The organism is Anaeromyxobacter oryzisoli, from assembly GCF_022690765.1.
Taxonomy (GTDB): domain Bacteria; phylum Myxococcota; class Myxococcia; order Myxococcales; family Anaeromyxobacteraceae; genus Anaeromyxobacter; species Anaeromyxobacter oryzisoli.
The window spans coordinates 1-16,599 of sequence record NZ_JALCZA010000009.1 but is presented as its reverse complement, the minus strand read 5'-3'; the positions used below and the strand labels follow the sequence as shown (position 1 = coordinate 16,599).

The window sequence follows — 16,599 nt, the reverse complement described above, 5'->3', positions numbered from 1 at the left end:
ATTCTTCGACAAGCTCTCAGCGCGGCGCCCCGCGAGCGAGGTCGCGCGCGACCGCGCGGAGGCCGGCGCGCAGGTGCCGGGCGAGGAAGGCGCCGACCCGCTCCTCGTACTCGACGGGCGTGAAGGCGTGGAGATCCTCGTGCGCGGCGCGGGCGACGGCCCAGAACTCCTTCGGCTCCGGCGCGCGCTCGAACAGCGCCCTGGCCTCCGACAGCGGCGTGTACGGATCGGCGGTCCCGGTGAGCACGAAGACCGGCGCCGTCAGCCGCCCGATCCGGTCGATCGGGCGGAGCTGGCGCGGGGTCACCCCGTCCCGCGGGAAGAGCCACGACATCGCGCCGGGGAAGATCGCGTCCCCGAGCGGGCCGAGCCAGGCGTGGAGCCGATCCCGGACCGCGGCGTCGATGGAGGGGTAGACGGACTCGAGCACGAGCGCGTCCACGGCGAGCGGCGCCGGGCCGAGGAGCGCCGCGGCGCCGCCCATCGAGATCCCGATGACGCCCACGCGCTCGCCCGGCGTCGCGGCGCGGAGGAAGCCGAGCGCCGCGCGCGCGTCCTGGCTCTCCAGCGCGCCGTACGTCGGCCGGGCGTCGCTGCTCTCCCCGTGCCCGCGGAAGTCGATGAGGAGGACCGAGTACCCGGCGGCGGCGAGGAAGCGCGCGCGATCCGCCATGTCGAGCCGGCTCGCGCCGATCCCGTGCAGGAGCAGGACCGCGCCGGCGCCGGGCCGCCCGCGCGTGAACCAGCCCCGGATCGTGGCGCCCGAGCTGCTCGGGAAGGCGACGCGCTCGGCGTGGAGCTCGGCGGGTGGCGGGCCGAGGGCCGGGACGGGGTGGCTGGCGGTGCACTGCACGACGAGCGTGGCGAGCCCGGCGACGAGGAGCGCCGCGAGCGCCCGGCGCCGGACGGGCGAGCGGCGAGGCGCGAGGGGAGGAGCGTTCATCAGGACGAGCGGGTATGTAGTCACGCCGCCGGTCGCGCTCAATCCGAACGGAGCCCGCCCGGTTCGTGGGCCCGCGAACGCGGGGCTCGCATAACGGTGACGGGCACGGGAGCGAGGCGCGCAGCCCGTCCCGCACGGACACGCTCACCGCCCCGGGCGCCGCCTCGTCTTCGCGCGCGCTCGGCCGGCACGTTTGGTGCGCGCACCCTTCCCGGCGCCCTTCCGGTCGCCCTTCCCGCGACGCACCTGGCGAGCGGGCGCCCGCTCGCGCCGCTCGATGCGGCGCGCGCCGGGAGCGGGGGCGGGCGGCGCCTCGCGCCGCAGGTAGCCGAGGAGATCCAGGTAGGAGACGATGCCGACGAGCCGCTCGCCGTCGAGCACCGGCAGCGCGCCCACCCCCTCGTCGCTCAGGATCTCGAGCGCGTCGCGCACGGTGGCATCGCTCGGGATCGTGATCGGGTCCGGCCGCATCGTGTCCTGGACGAGCTCGTCGAGGAGATCGCGCGCGACCTCCGCGAAGCGCTCGAGCTCGGTCCCGAGCCGCGCCCGCAGGTCACGCTCCGAGAGCATCCCGACCAGGTGGTCGTCCACGTCCACCACCGGCAGGTGGCGGAACCCGCCCTGCACCATCACGCCCGCCGCCTCGCCGAGCGCGTCCTCCGGGCCGATGATCGCCGGCCGCGAGGTCATCACCTGGGTGACGGGGACGTCCAGGAACGGGATCGGAGCCGGTCTCGGCATGGCGCTCTCCATCTTCTGTCTCGGCGACGATGATGCGCACGTGTGCCGGCGCCGCCGCGCGGGACTTCGGGGCCCCGGCGCGCCGCGCCCGGGGAGCCGACCTCCTGCCCTCCGGGGGCGGGGGCGGCGACCGCGAGAGAGCCCATCGACGAGCCCGATCCCCAAACGCGCGTTGCGCCGGGGACGGTGACGGCAACCATTCCGTCCATGCGCACCACCCCTCATGCTCCTCCGACGCCGGCGCGCGAGGTCGGCGACGACGCGCTCGTCGAGGCATGGGAGTTCCCGGTCGGGTTCGAGCTGACGGCCATCGCGACGATCGCGCAGGAGCGGCTCACGGAGCCGGACGTCCGCGCATACCTCGTCTCCTGCCGTGGCGACGTCCTCACGCTCCAGATCGCGCGCGGCCGGATCACCACGCACGTGCCGATGCTGCTCTTCGTCGCGGGCCGCGGCGCGTTCGAGCTCCTGCGGCGCGAGGTGTGGCCCGGTCCGCGCGAGCTCCTCACCCTGCGGGCGGTCGCGCGGTAGCGGTAGATGGCGGCCCGCACCCGCACCCGCACCCGGCACCCGTCACCGTTACCGTGACCGTCACCGTTCCCCGTGCCCGCCTCCCGTGTTCCCTGGCCCGTGATCCGACGGCGTCGGACCACGCGATCCGGGCCACGGGGCCACGGGACCCGGTTCACGGATCACGGGAGAAGCCGGTGACGGTGACGGGCACGGTTCACGGACCCCGCGTGCCGGCGCTCGGCTCGTCCGCGAGGCCGACTAGAACGGGACGTCGATCGCGAACAGCGCGCCGCCCTCCGGCAGGACCTGCAGGCGCGCCCGCGGCGCGGGCGCGAGGGCTGGGGCGGGGGCGGGGGCGGGGGCGGGGGCGGAGAGAGGGAGCTCCCCGGCGCGGTAGCGCGCGAGGTCGCGCACCAGCCCGGTGGGCTGCGTGAGGAGCTGCGCCTCCCCCACGGCCCAGCCGATCCCCGCGGTGAGCGCGCCGCTCCACGCGTCCTTCGCGGTGAGCGCCGCGAGCACGCCGAGGGCGCCGTTCACGAGGACGTTCCCGGCCTGCGCGCCCCACCCCGTCCCGAGCGCCTGGTTGCGCGCGCCGCGCTCGATCCTCGCCTCGAGGATCGCCAGGGTCGCGCACGGATCGACGCCGGCGGGCAATGGCGTGGTGTCCGGCACGACGGGAAGGAAGACCATCTGCCCGATGGCGAGGCCGCCGGAGAAGGCGCCCGCCGCGAGCACGACGCGGTCGGAGCGGCTGCCCGCGAGGGGGAGCGCCGCGAGCTGTCCGACGATCGACCCACCGTCGATGATCCCCCAGACCCCCGTCCACCACTCCGCGGGCGCCCGGGCCGCCTCGAGCCGCTCGCGCAGATAGGTGATCCGGGCCTCGACCGGCGTCGCGGCCAGGCGCGGGCTCGCAGGCGCGTCCACCGGACAGCCGGCCTTGGCCAGCCCCGGCGCCATCGCCAGGATCGTAGCCAGGACGGCGACCGCCCGCCGGCGCGGCAGGCCTCCGTGCACGCGACGTTGGGGGTCCACGCGCCGGTACTTAGCACGCGTCCCGGCAGGGTGCGACGACGCCACCAATCGCTGGACCCCCCAAATGAGGATCATGGTGCGTTCTACCGACGCACGGGATAAAAGCTCGCTCGGACGCCGCCATGGGCGGCAGCAGGAGCACGAATGCTCGCAACTCTCTTCCTCCAGCCTCCCTCGTTCGATGGATTCGACGGTGGGGCCGGATCGCGTTACCAGGCCCGGCGCGAGATCCGCTCGTTCTGGTATCCCACCTGGCTCGCGCAGCTGGCCGCCCTGGTCCCAGGGAGCCGACTGGTCGACGCGCCGCCGGCCCGGCTCGGGCTCGAGGACGTGCTCCCCCTCGCCCGCGACTACGAGCTGGTGGTGATGCACACCTCCACCCCGTCCTTCGCCTCCGACGCCCGGGTCGCCGCCGCCCTCAAGGAGGTGAACCCGAAGCTCCGGATCGGCCTCGTCGGGCCGCGGGTGGCCGTCGATCCCGCCGGGAGCCTCGCCCGCGCGCCGGCGGTGGACTTCGTCGCCGGCGTCGACTACGACTTCGCCATCCGTGAGGTCGCCGAGGGGCGGTCGCTCTCCGAGGTCGCCGGCCTGAGCTGGCGCGACGCGTCCGGCGCGGTGACCCGCAACCCGCCGCGCCCCCCGCTGGAGGACATGGACTCGCTGCCGATGGTGTCGCCCGTCTACGCGCGCGACCTGCGGATCGAGGACTACTTCATCGGCTACCTGAAGCACCCCTACCTCTCCATCTACACGGGCCGCGGCTGCCGCAGCCAGTGCACCTTCTGCCTGTGGCCGCAGACGGTGGGCGGGCACCGCTACCGGACCCGGAGCGTGCGCCACGTCGCGGAGGAGATCGCCTGGGCGAAGAAGGCGCTCCCGCAGGTGAAGGAGTTCTTCTTCGACGACGACACCTTCACCGACGACCTCCCGCGCGCCGAGGCGATCGCCCGCGAGCTCTCGAAGCTCGGCGTGGTCTGGTCGTGCAACGCCAAGGCGAACGTGCCGCGCCGCACGCTCGAGGTCCTGAAGGACAACGGGCTGCGGCTCCTCCTCGTGGGCTACGAGTCGGGGAACCAGGGCATCCTGAACAACGTGAAGAAGGGGCTGCGCCTCGACGTCGCGAAGCGGTTCACCCAGGACTGCCACGATCTGGGCGTGGCGATCCACGGGACGTTCATCCTCGGCCTGCCCGGCGAGACGCGCGAGACGATCGACGAGACGATCCGGTTCGCCTGCGAGCTCGATCCGCACACGCTCCAGGTGTCCCTCGCCGCCCCGTACCCGGGCACGGAGCTCTACCGGCAGGCGGTGGAGAACGGCTGGCTCGACGCCGCCCACGCGGAGCTCCTCGACGAGCACGGGACCCAGCTCGCGCCGCTCCACTACCCGCACCTCGGGCACGAGGAGATCCACGCGGCGCTCGAGACCTTCTACAAGCGGTTCTACTTCCGCGGCAGCAAGATCGCCGAGATCCTGGGCGAGATGCTCCGCAGCCCGCAGATGATGCGCCGGCGGCTCCGCGAGGGCGTGGAGTTCTTCCAGTTCCTCCGCGAGCGGCGCGCGCCCGCCGCGTCCCCCGGGAGCGTCACGATCCCGTGAAGCGCACCGCCCTCGTCCTCGGCCTCGCCGGCCTCGCGGTCGCCACGACGCTCGTCGTGCGCGCGGGGCTCGGGACGGTGGTCGCCGCGCTCGCGACGGCCGGCCTCGGGCTGGTCTGGGCGAGCCTCGTCCACGTGGTGCCGATGGCGCTCAACGCCCGGGCGTGGCAGCTGCTCGCCGGGCGGCGGCGGGGGCGCACGCTCGCCTTCTTCACGTTCGTGGTCTGGGTGCGCGAGGCGGTGAACGGCCTCCTGCCGGTGGCGCGCGTGGGCGGCGAGGTCGCCTCCGCGCGCCTCCTCGTCCGCCGCGGCGTCCCCGGCCCCCAGGCGGGCGCGAGCATCGTCGCGGACATGACGGTCAGCCTCGTCACGCAGCTCGTCTTCACGCTGGGCGGCATCGCCGTGCTCGCGGCGCGCGCGCCCGGCGGGCCGCTCGTCCGGACCGCCTGGATCTCGGCCGCGGCCGCGGTGCCGATCGTCGTGGTGCTCGTGATCGTCCAGCGGGCCGGCGCGGCGGAGATCCTGGCCCGCGTCGCCCGGGCGCTGGCCGGCCGCTGGATGCCCGAGGCCCTCGTGGGCGGCGCCCGCCGGCTCGATCGAGCCACGGCCGCCGTCTACCGGAGCCGCGGGCGCATCCTCCGCTGCGCCGCCTGGCAGCTCGCCGGATGGGCGGCGGGCGCCGCGGAGATCTGGACCTTCCTCGCGTTCGCGGGGTCGCCCGTCCGGTTCACCGACGCGCTCGCCCTCGAGTCGATCGTGCAGGCGCTCTCGAGCGCGGCCTTCGTGGTCCCCGGCGCCCTCGGCGTGCAGGAGGGCGCGTTCGTCGCCGTGGGCGGCGCGCTCGGCCTCGGGGCCGAGACCGCCCTCGCGGCCGCCCTTGCGCGCCGCGCCCGCGACCTCATCGTCTTCGTCCCGGCGCTCGTCGTCTGGCAATGGCAGGAGGCGCGCGCGGTCCTCGCGCGTCGGGCCATCGGCGAGGGAGACGCGCTCCCGTGAGCCGCGCGGCTCGGCGCCGGTCCCGGGCGGGAGCTCGCCCCACGCCCAGGCGGGATCGATGTTCACTCGAAGGGGCGATGGAGTAGCCCGATGCGCAAGGTCCTCGTCACAGGCGCGACCGGGTTCGTCGGCGCGAACGTCGTCCGGGTGCTGCTCGAGCACGGCGAGGACGTGCGCGCGCTGGTCCGGTCCGGCTCCGACCGGCGGAACGTGGCCGGCCTGCCCGTCGAGCTCGCCGAGGGCGATCTCCGGGACGCGGACGCGCTGCGCCGCGCCGTGAAGGGCTGCGCGCGCGTCTACCACGTGGCCGCCGACTACCGGTTCTGGGCGCGCGATCCGCGGGAGCTGTACGCCTCGAACGTCCAGGGGACGGTGAACCTCCTCGACGCGTGCCTCGCCGCCGGCGTCGAGCGGGTGGTCCACACCTCCACCGTCGGCACCATCGGCCTCTCCGCCCTCCCTCGCCCGTGCGACGAGACGACGCCGCTCCATCCCGGCCAGCTCACCAGCCACTACAAGCGCTCGAAGCTCGAGGCGGAGCGCGCCGCCCTCTCGTACGTCGAGCGCGGGCTGCCGGTCGTGGTCGTGAACCCGACGGCGCCCATCGGGCCGTGGGACGCGAAGCCCACCCCCACCGGGAAGATCCTGGTGGATCTCTCGCACGGCCGGCTCCCCGCGTACGTGGACACCGGCCTCAACGTGGTGCACGTCCGCGACGTCGCGGAGGGGCACTGGCTCGCCGCGGAGCGCGGGCGCCCGGGCGAGCGGTACATCCTCGGCAACCAGAACCTGACGCTGCGGGAGATTCTCGCGCTCGCCGCCGAGCTGCTCGGCCGCCCCGCCCCGCGCGTGCGGCTGCCGTACGCGGTGGCGTGGGTCGCGGGCGCCGTCAGCACCGCCGTCGCGAACGCCGTGACGCACCGGCCGCCGGCGATCCCGCTCGAGGCGGTGCGGATGTCGCGCCGCCGCATGTTCGTCGATCCGGGGAAGGCGGTCCGCGAGCTCGGGCTGCCGCAGACCCCCGTCCGCGGCGCGTTCGAGGACGCGCTCCGCTGGTTCGCGGAGCGCGGCTACGTGTCGCCACAGGCTCAGAGGAAGATCGAATGGGAATCCCGCTGAAGCAGGCCGTCACCGTCGGCAAGTACATGATGGCCCAGCGCCTCCGGCGCCGGAAGCGCTACCCGCTCGTGCTCATGCTCGAGCCGCTCTACCGCTGCAACCTCGCGTGCGCCGGCTGCGGAAAGATCCAGCACCCGGAGGAGACGCTCCAGCGCACGCTCACGCCCGAGCAGTGCTTCGCGGCGGCGGAGGAGTGCGGCGCGCCGGTGGTCAGCATCGCGGGCGGCGAGCCGCTCATCCACCCGAAGATGGGCGAGATCGTCGAGGGGCTCCTCGGCCGCGGCAAGATCGTCTACCTCTGCACGAACGGGATCCTGCTCCAGAAGAAGCTCGATCTCTTCCGCCCCGACGACGGCTTCAGCCTGAACGTCCACCTCGACGGCGACGAGCGCCACCACGACGCGTCGGTCCAGCGCCCCGGCGTCTACCGGACCGCGATCGAGGCGATCCGGGCCGCGAAGGCGCGCGGCTTCCGCGTCACCGTCAACTGCACCGTGTTCAACGGGCACCCGCCGGAGGACCTCCACCGCTTCTTCGACGAGATGACCGCGCTCGGGGTGGACGGGATCATGACGTCGCCCGGCTACGCCTACGAGCGCGCGCCGGACCAGGCGCACTTCCTCGTCCGCGACCAGACCCGCGCGCTGTTCCGCGCGCTGCTCGCCCCGGCCGCCGCGCGGGGCTGGAAGTTCAACCACTCCCCGCTCTACCTCGACTTCCTGCAGGGGAAGGTCGATTATCGGTGCACTCCGTGGGGGAGCCCGAACTACGGCATCTTCGGCTGGCAGCGCCCCTGCTACCTGTTCTCCGAGGGCGGGTACGCGAAGACGTTCCGCGAGCTGATGGAGACGACCGACTGGGACAAGTACGGGTACGGGAACCACCCGAGGTGCGAGAGCTGCATGATGCACTGCGGGTACGAGCCGAGCGCGGTGGACGACAGCATGGCGTCGGTCGGGAACGTGGTCCGGTCGATCCGCTCCGTGTTCTAGAAGGGGGAGCCTGCGTGGCGTCGACGCCCGATCGAAAGGACAGCCACCTCGCGCTCGCGCTGGAGCGCGAGGTCGAGTTCCCCGACCGCGACGCCACGGGGTTCGGCGCGCTCCGCTTCGACCACGACGCCCTCCCCGAGCTGGACCTCGACGAGGTGGACGCCTCGACCACCCTCCTCGGGAAGCGGCTCGCCGCGCCGCTCCTCGTCGGCGCGATGACCGGCGGCACGCCGCGGGCCGGCGAGATGAACCGCCGCCTCGCGACGGCGGCGGCCCGCTGCGGCGTCGGGTTCGCCCTCGGCTCGCAGCGCAAGATGCTGACGGATCCCGCCGCGCGCTCGACCTACGCGGCGCGCGACGTCGCCCCGGGCCTGCCGCTCGTGCTCGGGAACCTCGGCGCGGTTCAGCTCAACCGCGGCGTCGGCGTCCCCGAGCTCCGCGCCCTCGTCGCCGCGGTCGGCGCCGACGCGCTCATGATCCACCTGAACCCGCTCCAGGAGGCGATCCAGCCCGGGGGCGACACCTGCTTCTCCGGGCTCCTCGCGAGGCTCCGGGCGGTCGCGCCGGAGGTGGGCGTCCCGGTCCTGCTGAAGGAGGTCGGCTGCGGGATCTCGGAGCCCACCGCCCGGAAGATCGCCGAGCTCCCGGTGGCGGGCGTGGAGACCGCCGGCCTGGGCGGCACGTCGTGGTCCCGGATCGAGAGCCTGCGCACCGACGACCCGGTGAAGCAGGGCGTCGGCGAGCGGTTCGCGCGCTGGGGGATCCCGACCGCGGAGAGCGTGGCCATCTGCCGGCGCGCGCTCCCCGATCGCGTGGTGATCGCCTCGGGCGGGATCCGGAGCGGGATCGAGATCGCGAAGGCGATCGCGCTGGGCGCCGACGCGGCCGCGGTGGCGCTGCCGATCCTGCGCGCCGCCGAGCGCTCCGTGGACGCCGCGATCCAGGAGATCGCGCGCCTGGTCGAGGAGCTGCGCACCGCGATGTTCCTCACCGGCGCGCGGACGGTGGCGGAGCTGCGCGCGCGGCCGCTGCGGCGGGCGCGCGACCTCACCGCCCTCTCGCAAGGGAGCGATCGATGACCGTCGCCGACCCGGGCGAGCGCGCCGACGCCATCGTGATCGGGGCCGGGATCGCCGGCCTCGTGGCGGCCTCCGAGCTCGCCGCCCGCGGCCGCCGGGTCCTCGTGCTCGAGCACGACCACCAGGCCGGCGGCCTCATGGCCGGGATGCGCCGGCACGGGTTCCACTTCGACGTCGGGTGCCAGTCGTTCGAGGACATGGGGATCGTCTTCCCGCTCCTCGAGCAGTACGGCCTCTCCGATCTCGCCACCTTCCGGCGGGCCCGCTACCGCCTGGTGCTGCCCGGCCTCGACACCGTGGTCGAGTCCCTCCCCCAGGTGAAGGCGGCGTTCCAGGCGGCGTACCCGGACGCGGCCGGCCCGCTCGGCCGCGTGTTCGACTTCCACCAGCGCACCTCGGAGCTGGTGCAGCGGCTGTTCGTGCCGGACCGGATCCCGTTCGTCCGCGACGGCGCCCCCTCGCTGCCCAAGTGGGCGCTCGGCGCCCTCGCTCCGAACGGCGGGTCGGCCCTCGAGGTCGTCGGGCGCCTCCGCGATCTCCGGACGCTGCTGCTCGACGACTTCGGCGACTGGTACCGGCGGGAGCTGCCGCCCGGCGCCGCCCGGGAGCTGCTCTCGACCTGCGGCTACACGCGGATGAACGTCTTCGTGGCCTCGGCGTTCTGGCACCTCTGGGCCCATGACTACTGGTACCCTGAGGGCGGGCTCCAGGCGTTCTTCGCGGGCTGGGTGGCGCGCCTCCAGGCGCGGGGCGTCCGGTTCCTCTTCAAGCGGACGGTCACCGCGCTCGCGCAGCGGGACCGCACCGTGGAGGCCGTGATCACGCAGCACGGCGAGCGGTTCGAGGCCGACGAGGTCGTCTACACCGGCGACCCGCGTCAGGCGCTCCGGCTCGTGGGGCGCGAGCGTTACCCGGCCGCCAAGGTGGAGCGGCTCGACCGGGCCCGTCACTCCGACGCGCTCGTCTCGGCGTACGTCGGCCTCGATCTCCCGCCCGAGGCGCTCCGCGAGCGGCTGGGCACCGCGCACGTCTTCTACTTCCCCGACGTGGGCTGCCGGACCGAGCTCGACCCGTCCGATCCGGACGCGCACCGCAAGGCGTTCCTCGAGGTGACCGCCCACGGGATGTTCGATCCCGCGCTGGCCCCGCCGGGGCGGTCCTCCGTCGTCCTGCAGGCGTTCACCCGCCACGACTGGCAGGACGGCTGGGGCACCGGCCTCACCGGCGACACGGCGCGCGAGGAGCGCGGCCTGCCGCGCCCGCCGGAGTACCGCCGGCTGAAGCGCCGCGTCGCGGAGGATCTGCTCGGCACCTTCGAGCGGCTCGTCCCCGGCGCCGCCGCCCGCGTCACCTACCTCGACGTGGGCACCCCGCCCTCCACGGTGCGTTTCACGCGGAACGCCTTCGGGGCGAGCTGCGGGTTCGAGCTCAACTGGCGGAACTACCCGTACGCGCTGCCGCTCCCGAACCCGGGCACGCCGCTCGCGAACCTCCACGCCGCGGGTCACTTCACCGTCTGGCCGGGCACCGTCCCGACCGCCGCGCTGTCCGGCAAGATCGCCGCCCGGCGCGCGGACGACCGGCTCCGGACGCGCCGCCGCGGCCACCGCGCCGCGCCGCCTCCCCGGGCCGAGGCGGGCGCGCCGCGCGTGCCCGCCGGATCACCGGGCGATCGGGGAGGACAGGGGGCCGCATGATCTCGACACCGCTGACCGGCGCGCGGCCCGACGTCGCGAGCGCGCGCGCGCAGGGCTACGCCGAGTGCTGGGCGATCCTGCGCGAGCACGGCAAGACCTTCCACGTGATGGCGAAGCTCCTCGGCCGCGAGCGCGGGGACGCGATCGCGGCGGTGTACGGGTTCGCCCGCGTCGCCGACGATCTCGTGGACGAGCGCGCGCCGGACCAGCCCGCGGCGGCGGTCCGGGCGGAGCTCGCCCGGATGCTCGTCGAGCTGCGCCGCGCCGTCGCCGGCGAGACGGTCGAGCCGCGCTGGCTGGTGCTCGGCGAGACGGTGCGCAAGTACGACATCCCGCTCGACCCGTTCGACGACCTCGTGAAGGGGCTCGAGATGGATCTCGAGGGGGCCCGCTACCGGACGTTCGCCGAGCTCGACCTGTACTGCTACCGGGTCGCGGGGACCATCGGCCTCATGATCACGCCGATCGCCGGCTACCGCGAGGAGGCCCGCGCCCTCGAGCACGCGAAGGCGCTCGGGACGGCGATGCAGCTCACGAACATCCTGCGCGACGTGGGCGAGGACCACGCCAACGGCCGCGTCTACCTGCCGGAGGAGGACCTCGCGCGGTTCGGCCTCGCGCCCGCGGACCTGCCCCGCCGCGCGAAGGACGCCGCGTTCCGCGCGCTCATGGAGTTCGAGATCGCCCGCGCCCGCAGCCTCTACCAGGAGGGGCTCGGCCTCATCCCGCTCCTGGCGACGGCCCGCGGCCGCGCCTCGTTCCAGTTCGGCGCCGACGCGTACGGCGCGATCTTGGAGAAGATCCGCACGAACGGCTTCGACGTGTTCGGCCGCCGGGCCGCGCTGTCGATGTCGGAGAAGCTCTCGATGATCCCGGCCTGTGCCTGGCGCGCCTGGCGCGCCGGCGCCGCGGGCCGCCACGCGGCCGCCGCGCGGCCGGGGAGTCCTCACACGCCATGAGCAAGCCCGAGAACGTCGCGCGCGCGGCGCCGCCGATCGGCCCGCGCGCGGAGGCCGCGGGGCGCGCCGCCGCTGCCGCCCAGGACTACCTGTTCCGGATCCGGCGCGGCGATCACTGGTGCGCCGAGCTCGAGTCGAACACGACGATCACCGCCGAGTACGTGATGCTCCGGCAGGCGCTCGGGCTCGACCTGTCGGTCCGGCGCGAGCAGACCGTCCGCTACCTCTTCGGGCGCCAGAAGGAGGACGGGAGCTGGGGGATCGCCTGGAACCACCCCGGCGACGTCTCCACGACGGTGGAGAGCTACTTCGCCCTCCGGCTCCTCGGCGTCGGGGTCGAGGATCCGCGGCTGTGCCGCGCGGAGCGGTTCATCCGCGACGCCGGCGGGATCGAGAAGGTCCGGGTGTTCACCCGGATCAACCTCGCCCTGTTCGGCCTCTTCCCCTGGGAGGCGGTGCCGGCCGTCCCACCCGAGGTGATCCTCCTGCCGAGCTGGGCCCCCATCAACATCTACCGGCTCGCGAGCTGGGCGCGGTCCACGATGGTGCCGCTCTTCATCGTGTTCCACCACCGGCCCGTCTACGCGCTCCCCGGCGGCCGCTCCACCGAGAGCCCGCTGCTCGATCACCTCTGGCTCGATCCCGCGCACAAGCGGGTCCCGTACCGTCCCTCCGTCCTCGCCGAGCTCCGGCGCAGCGGCCTCGGCTGGCGCGCGTTCTTCGACGGGAGCGACGTGGTGCTCCGGGCCCACGACGCGGTCCGCGGGATCGCGCCGCTCCGCGCGCTCCGGGCGAGGGCGCTCCGCGCCTGCGAGGAGTGGGTCCTCGCCCACGAGGAGACGACCGGGGACTTCGGCGGGATCTTCCCGCCGATGGTGAACGGCGTGCTGGCGCTCACGCTCCAGGGGTACGCGCTCGACTCCGAGCCGGTCCGGCGCGCCCTCGCCGCCATCGAGGCGTTCTCCATCGACGACACCGAGGGCTTCCGGGTCGAGGCGTGCCAGTCGCCGGTGTGGGACTCCATCCTCGGCCTCGTCGGCCTCCTCGACTCCGGGGTCGATCCCGCCGATCCGCGGCTCGTCGCGGCGCGGCGCTGGATCGAGTCGCAGCAGCTCTCGAACGACTGGGGCGACTGGAAGGTCTACAACCGGCGCGGCCAGCCCGGCGGGTGGGCGTTCGAGTACGCCAACACCTGGTACCCCGACGTGGACGACACCGCGGCGGTGGTGATCGGCCTCGTGAAGCAGGACCCCGCGTCGCGGAGCGGCGCGGCGGTGTCCCGGGCGATCGCGTGGATCCGGTCGATGCAGAACCGCGACGGCGGCTTCGCGGCCTTCGACGTCGAGAACGACCGGACCTACCTGAACGACATCCCGTTCTCCGACATGGACTCGCTGTGCGATCCGTCGAGCCCCGACGTGACCGGACGCGTCCTCGAGGCGTTCGGGCTCGCCGGCGTGCACGACGACGCGGTCGCGCGCGGCGTCGCCTACCTGCGCCACAGCCAGGAGCCGGAGGGGAGCTTCTTCGGGCGCTGGGGCGTCAACTACGTCTACGGCACCTCCAACGCGCTGAACGGCCTCGCCCGCGTCGGCGTCCCCGCGACGGATCCCATGGTCGCGCGCGCCCTCCGCTGGCTCGAGGCGGTGCAGAACCCGGACGGCGGCTTCGGGGAGGGGCTCGACTCGTACGCCGACCGGACGCGCATGGGGAAGGGCCCGTCCACCGCCTCGCAGACGGCCTGGGGCGTGATGGGGCTCCTCGCCTACCGGCCCGCCTCGGATCCGGCCGTCGCCCGCGGCGTCGACTGGCTCGTGGCGCACCAGCTCGACGCGGGCCCGGCGGCGGGATCGTGGCGCGAGGAGGAGTTCACCGGCACCGGGTTCCCGCGCCACTTCTACATCCGGTATCACCTCTACCGGCACTACTTCCCGCTGATGGCGCTCGGGCGGTTCTGCGCGGCCGCGGGCGGGTCGGAGCGGCCGCGGACCGCGGAGGCGGCGTGACCGCGGGCGAGCTCCTGCGGCTGCTGTGGGGCACGGTCGTCTACCGCCCCTACGTCTACGTCTTCCTCGCCTGCTTCGTCGCGTTCGCGGTCCACCACCTCGGCGCCCGGCGGACGCTCGCGTTCGCCCTGCCCACCTGGGCGATCGCGTTCGCCGCGGAGTACAGCTCGACGCGCAACGGGTTCCCGTTCGGCTTCTACACGTACTTCGACGCGACCCGCACCCGCGAGCTGTGGATCTCGAACGTCCCGTTCTGGGACTCGCTGTCCTTCGTCTTCCTCTCCTACTTCAGCTTCGCGCTCGCGGCGGCGATCCGCACGCCGCGCGAGGAGCGCGGGAGCGCGCCGTGGTCCGGGCTGTTCGCCCGCTCGACGCCGCTCCTCGGCGGGCTGCTGATGATGCTGCTCGACGTGGTGATCGACCCGGCCACGCTCCGGGGCGAGCGGTGGTTCCTCGGGCGGATCTACGAGTACCCCGGGGACGGGTTCTGGTTCGGGGTCACGGCGGCCAACTTCGTGGGCTGGTTCGTGGTCGGCGCCGCGACGCAGTGGGTGTTCCAGCAGGTGATGACGCACCTCCCCGGCTGCCGCGGGCCGTGGCGCCGCCCCTCGCCCCTCCTCGCCTGGGGGCTGTTCGGGGTGTACGCCGGCGTTTTCGCGTTCATGCTGGCGGTGACGACGTTCGCCGTCGGCGAGGGCCAGCTCGCGCTCGCGAGCGCCGCGGTGAGCGCGGCGACGCTCCTCCCCGTCGCGCGCGCCCTCCGGCCGGTCCGGGCGGCGGCCGCGGAGCCCGGCGCGTGATCCTCGTCTGCGCCCCCACCCGCACCGAGGCGAGGGCGTGCCGGCGCGGGCTCACCGGCGCCGCCGCGCGCGAGGTCGAGGTGCTCCGCACCGGGGTCGGACCGGCGCGCGCCGCCGGCGCCCTCGCGGCGCGCCTCCGCCGCGCCCCCCGCCCCGCCCTCGTGGTGTCGTCCGGCTTCGCCGGCGCGCTGACCGGGGGGATCCCGCTCCACGCGGTCGTCACCGCGACCAGCCTGCACCGGCTCCGGCCCGGCGGGGCGATCCCGGTCCCGCTGCCGGGAGGCGCGCTCCGCCCCGCGACGGGCGCCGTGCCCTGCGCCCTCGCCGCGGTGGACGGGGTCGTCATCGGCGGCGCGGCCGCGCTCGCCGCCCCGGCCGCGGCGGACATGGAGTCGGTCGCCCTCGCCGAGGTCGCGGCCGCCGCCGGCGTGCCGGTGGCGATCCTGCGCGTCGTGACCGACACGCCGGAGGCCCCCTTCCCCGGGTTCGTGCGCGCGCTGGGTGAGGCGCTCGCCGCGCCCTCCCTCGCCGCGCAGCTCGCCGCCGCGCGGGTTCCCGCGCCACTTCTACATCCGGTATCACCTCTACCGGCACTACTTCCCGCTGATGGCGCTCGGGCGGTTCTGCGCGGCCGCGGGCGGGTCGGAGCGGCCGCGGACCGCGGAGGCGGCGTGACCGCGGGCGAGCTCCTGCGGCTGCTGTGGGGCACGGTCGTCTACCGCCCCTACGTCTACGTCTTCCTCGCCTGCTTCGTCGCGTTCGCGGTCCACCACCTCGGCGCCCGGCGGACGCTCGCGTTCGCCCTGCCCACCTGGGCGATCGCGTTCGCCGCGGAGTACAGCTCGACGCGCAACGGGTTCCCGTTCGGCTTCTACACGTACTTCGACGCGACCCGCACCCGCGAGCTGTGGATCTCGAACGTCCCGTTCTGGGACTCGCTGTCCTTCGTCTTCCTCTCCTACTTCAGCTTCGCGCTCGCGGCGGCGATCCGCACGCCGCGCGAGGAGCGCGGGAGCGCGCCGTGGTCCGGGCTGTTCGCCCGCTCGACGCCGCTCCTCGGCGGGCTGCTGATGATGCTGCTCGACGTGGTGATCGACCCGGCCACGCTCCGGGGCGAGCGGTGGTTCCTCGGGCGGATCTACGAGTACCCCGGGGACGGGTTCTGGTTCGGGGTCACGGCGGCCAACTTCGTGGGCTGGTTCGTGGTCGGCGCCGCGACGCAGTGGGTGTTCCAGCAGGTGATGACGCACCTCCCCGGCTGCCGCGGGCCGTGGCGCCGCCCCTCGCCCCTCCTCGCCTGGGGGCTGTTCGGGGTGTACGCCGGCGTTTTCGCGTTCATGCTGGCGGTGACGACGTTCGCCGTCGGCGAGGGCCAGCTCGCGCTCGCGAGCGCCGCGGTGAGCGCGGCGACGCTCCTCCCCGTCGCGCGCGCCCTCCGGCCGGTCCGGGCGGCGGCCGCGGAGCCCGGCGCGTGATCCTCGTCTGCGCCCCCACCCGCACCGAGGCGAGGGCGTGCCGGCGCGGGCTCACCGGCGCCGCCGCGCGCGAGGTCGAGGTGCTCCGCACCGGGGTCGGACCGGCGCGCGCCGCCGGCGCCCTCGCGGCGCGCCTCCGCCGCGCCCCCCGCCCCGCCCTCGTGGTGTCGTCCGGCTTCGCCGGCGCGCTGACCGGGGGGATCCCGCTCCACGCGGTCGTCACCGCGACCAGCCTGCACCGGCTCCGGCCCGGCGGGGCGATCCCGGTCCCGCTGCCGGGAGGCGCGCTCCGCCCCGCGACGGGCGCCGTGCCCTGCGCCCTCGCCGCGGTGGACGGGGTCGTCATCGGCGGCGCGGCCGCGCTCGCCGCCCCGGCCGCGGCGGACATGGAGTCGGTCGCCCTCGCCGAGGTCGCGGCCGCCGCCGGCGTGCCGGTGGCGATCCTGCGCGTCGTGACCGACACGCCGGAGGCCCCCTTCCCCGGGTTCGTGCGCGCGCTGGGTGAGGCGCTCGCCGCGCCCTCCCTCGCCGCGCAGCTCGCCGCCGCGGTCCGCGCCGCCGGCGGCGCCCTCCGCGAGCCCCGCCGCGCCGTCGCGTTCGCCCGCTCGAGCCTCGCCGCGGCGCGCGCGCTCCGCGACGCCTGGGC

Annotated in this window: 15 protein-coding genes; 12 read left to right on the top strand and 3 right to left on the bottom strand. The window is 75.0% G+C overall.

Translation table 11 applies throughout. The features are described from left to right. Window positions 1–16: 16 nt before the first annotated feature. Both MNZ27_RS04900 and MNZ27_RS04895 read right to left on the bottom strand, forming a co-directional pair. Window positions 17–967 carry an alpha/beta hydrolase gene (locus MNZ27_RS04900; protein ID WP_242392917.1) on the bottom strand — a complete coding sequence of 317 codons (951 nt, stop codon included), beginning with the start codon at window positions 965–967 and terminating at the stop codon, window positions 17–19. Between the two features lie 120 nt (window positions 968–1,087). Next, window positions 1,088–1,684, bottom strand: coding sequence for a CBS domain-containing protein (locus tag MNZ27_RS04895; protein WP_242392916.1), 597 nt, complete (start codon window positions 1,682–1,684; stop codon window positions 1,088–1,090). 207 nt (window positions 1,685–1,891) lie between these two features. Here MNZ27_RS04895 and MNZ27_RS04890 point away from each other — a divergent pair, with 207 nt between their 5' ends. Further along, entirely contained in the window at window positions 1,892–2,215 is a 324-nt protein-coding gene (locus MNZ27_RS04890; protein ID WP_242392915.1) for a hypothetical protein, read from the top strand. Window positions 2,216–2,455: 240 nt separating this feature from the next. Here MNZ27_RS04890 and MNZ27_RS04885 read toward each other — a convergent pair whose 3' ends face one another. Further along, on the bottom strand, window positions 2,456–3,232 hold the full coding sequence (locus MNZ27_RS04885; RefSeq protein WP_242392914.1) for a hypothetical protein: 777 nt from the start codon (window positions 3,230–3,232) through the stop codon (window positions 2,456–2,458). Between the two features lie 144 nt (window positions 3,233–3,376). Between MNZ27_RS04885 and hpnJ the strand changes: the two genes are divergently transcribed. The 11 genes from hpnJ to MNZ27_RS04830 all read left to right on the top strand — a co-directional run. Continuing rightward, window positions 3,377–4,831 carry a hopanoid biosynthesis associated radical SAM protein HpnJ gene (hpnJ, locus tag MNZ27_RS04880; RefSeq protein ID WP_242392913.1) on the top strand — a complete coding sequence of 485 codons (1,455 nt, stop codon included), beginning with the start codon at window positions 3,377–3,379 and terminating at the stop codon, window positions 4,829–4,831. Continuing rightward, window positions 4,828–5,826: a lysylphosphatidylglycerol synthase domain-containing protein gene (locus MNZ27_RS04875; RefSeq protein WP_242392912.1), complete on the top strand. Its 999-nt coding sequence runs from the start codon at window positions 4,828–4,830 to the stop codon at window positions 5,824–5,826. The genes hpnJ and MNZ27_RS04875 overlap by 4 nt, the downstream gene beginning before the upstream one ends. Before the next feature lie 90 nt (window positions 5,827–5,916). Beyond that, a complete protein-coding gene (gene hpnA / locus MNZ27_RS04870; protein ID WP_242392911.1) occupies window positions 5,917–6,945 on the top strand; it encodes a hopanoid-associated sugar epimerase in 1,029 nt (342 codons plus the stop codon). Further along, on the top strand, window positions 6,930–7,937 hold the full coding sequence (gene hpnH, locus MNZ27_RS04865; protein WP_242392910.1) for an adenosyl-hopene transferase HpnH: 1,008 nt from the start codon (window positions 6,930–6,932) through the stop codon (window positions 7,935–7,937). Before hpnA ends, hpnH begins: the two co-directional genes overlap by 16 nt. Before the next feature lie 14 nt (window positions 7,938–7,951). After that, window positions 7,952–9,016: a type 2 isopentenyl-diphosphate Delta-isomerase gene (gene fni / locus MNZ27_RS04860; protein ID WP_242392909.1), complete on the top strand. Its 1,065-nt coding sequence runs from the start codon at window positions 7,952–7,954 to the stop codon at window positions 9,014–9,016. Beyond that, window positions 9,013–10,713, top strand: coding sequence for a phytoene desaturase family protein (locus MNZ27_RS04855; protein ID WP_242392908.1), 1,701 nt, complete (start codon window positions 9,013–9,015; stop codon window positions 10,711–10,713). Before fni ends, MNZ27_RS04855 begins: the two co-directional genes overlap by 4 nt. After that, entirely contained in the window at window positions 10,710–11,672 is a 963-nt protein-coding gene (locus tag MNZ27_RS04850) for a phytoene/squalene synthase family protein (protein WP_242392907.1), read from the top strand. Before MNZ27_RS04855 ends, MNZ27_RS04850 begins: the two co-directional genes overlap by 4 nt. Beyond that, window positions 11,669–13,678: a squalene--hopene cyclase gene (gene shc, locus MNZ27_RS04845; protein WP_242392906.1), complete on the top strand. Its 2,010-nt coding sequence runs from the start codon at window positions 11,669–11,671 to the stop codon at window positions 13,676–13,678. Before MNZ27_RS04850 ends, shc begins: the two co-directional genes overlap by 4 nt. Continuing rightward, window positions 13,675–14,478, top strand: coding sequence for a carotenoid biosynthesis protein (locus MNZ27_RS04840; protein WP_242392905.1), 804 nt, complete (start codon window positions 13,675–13,677; stop codon window positions 14,476–14,478). The genes shc and MNZ27_RS04840 overlap by 4 nt, the downstream gene beginning before the upstream one ends. Continuing rightward, window positions 14,475–15,953: a carotenoid biosynthesis protein gene (locus MNZ27_RS24335; protein WP_242392904.1), complete on the top strand. Its 1,479-nt coding sequence runs from the start codon at window positions 14,475–14,477 to the stop codon at window positions 15,951–15,953. The genes MNZ27_RS04840 and MNZ27_RS24335 overlap by 4 nt, the downstream gene beginning before the upstream one ends. Beyond that, window positions 15,950–16,599 (top strand): phosphorylase family protein (locus MNZ27_RS04830; protein WP_456298394.1); only part of this gene is annotated, 650 nt, incomplete at its 3' end. The genes MNZ27_RS24335 and MNZ27_RS04830, both read left to right, overlap by 4 nt.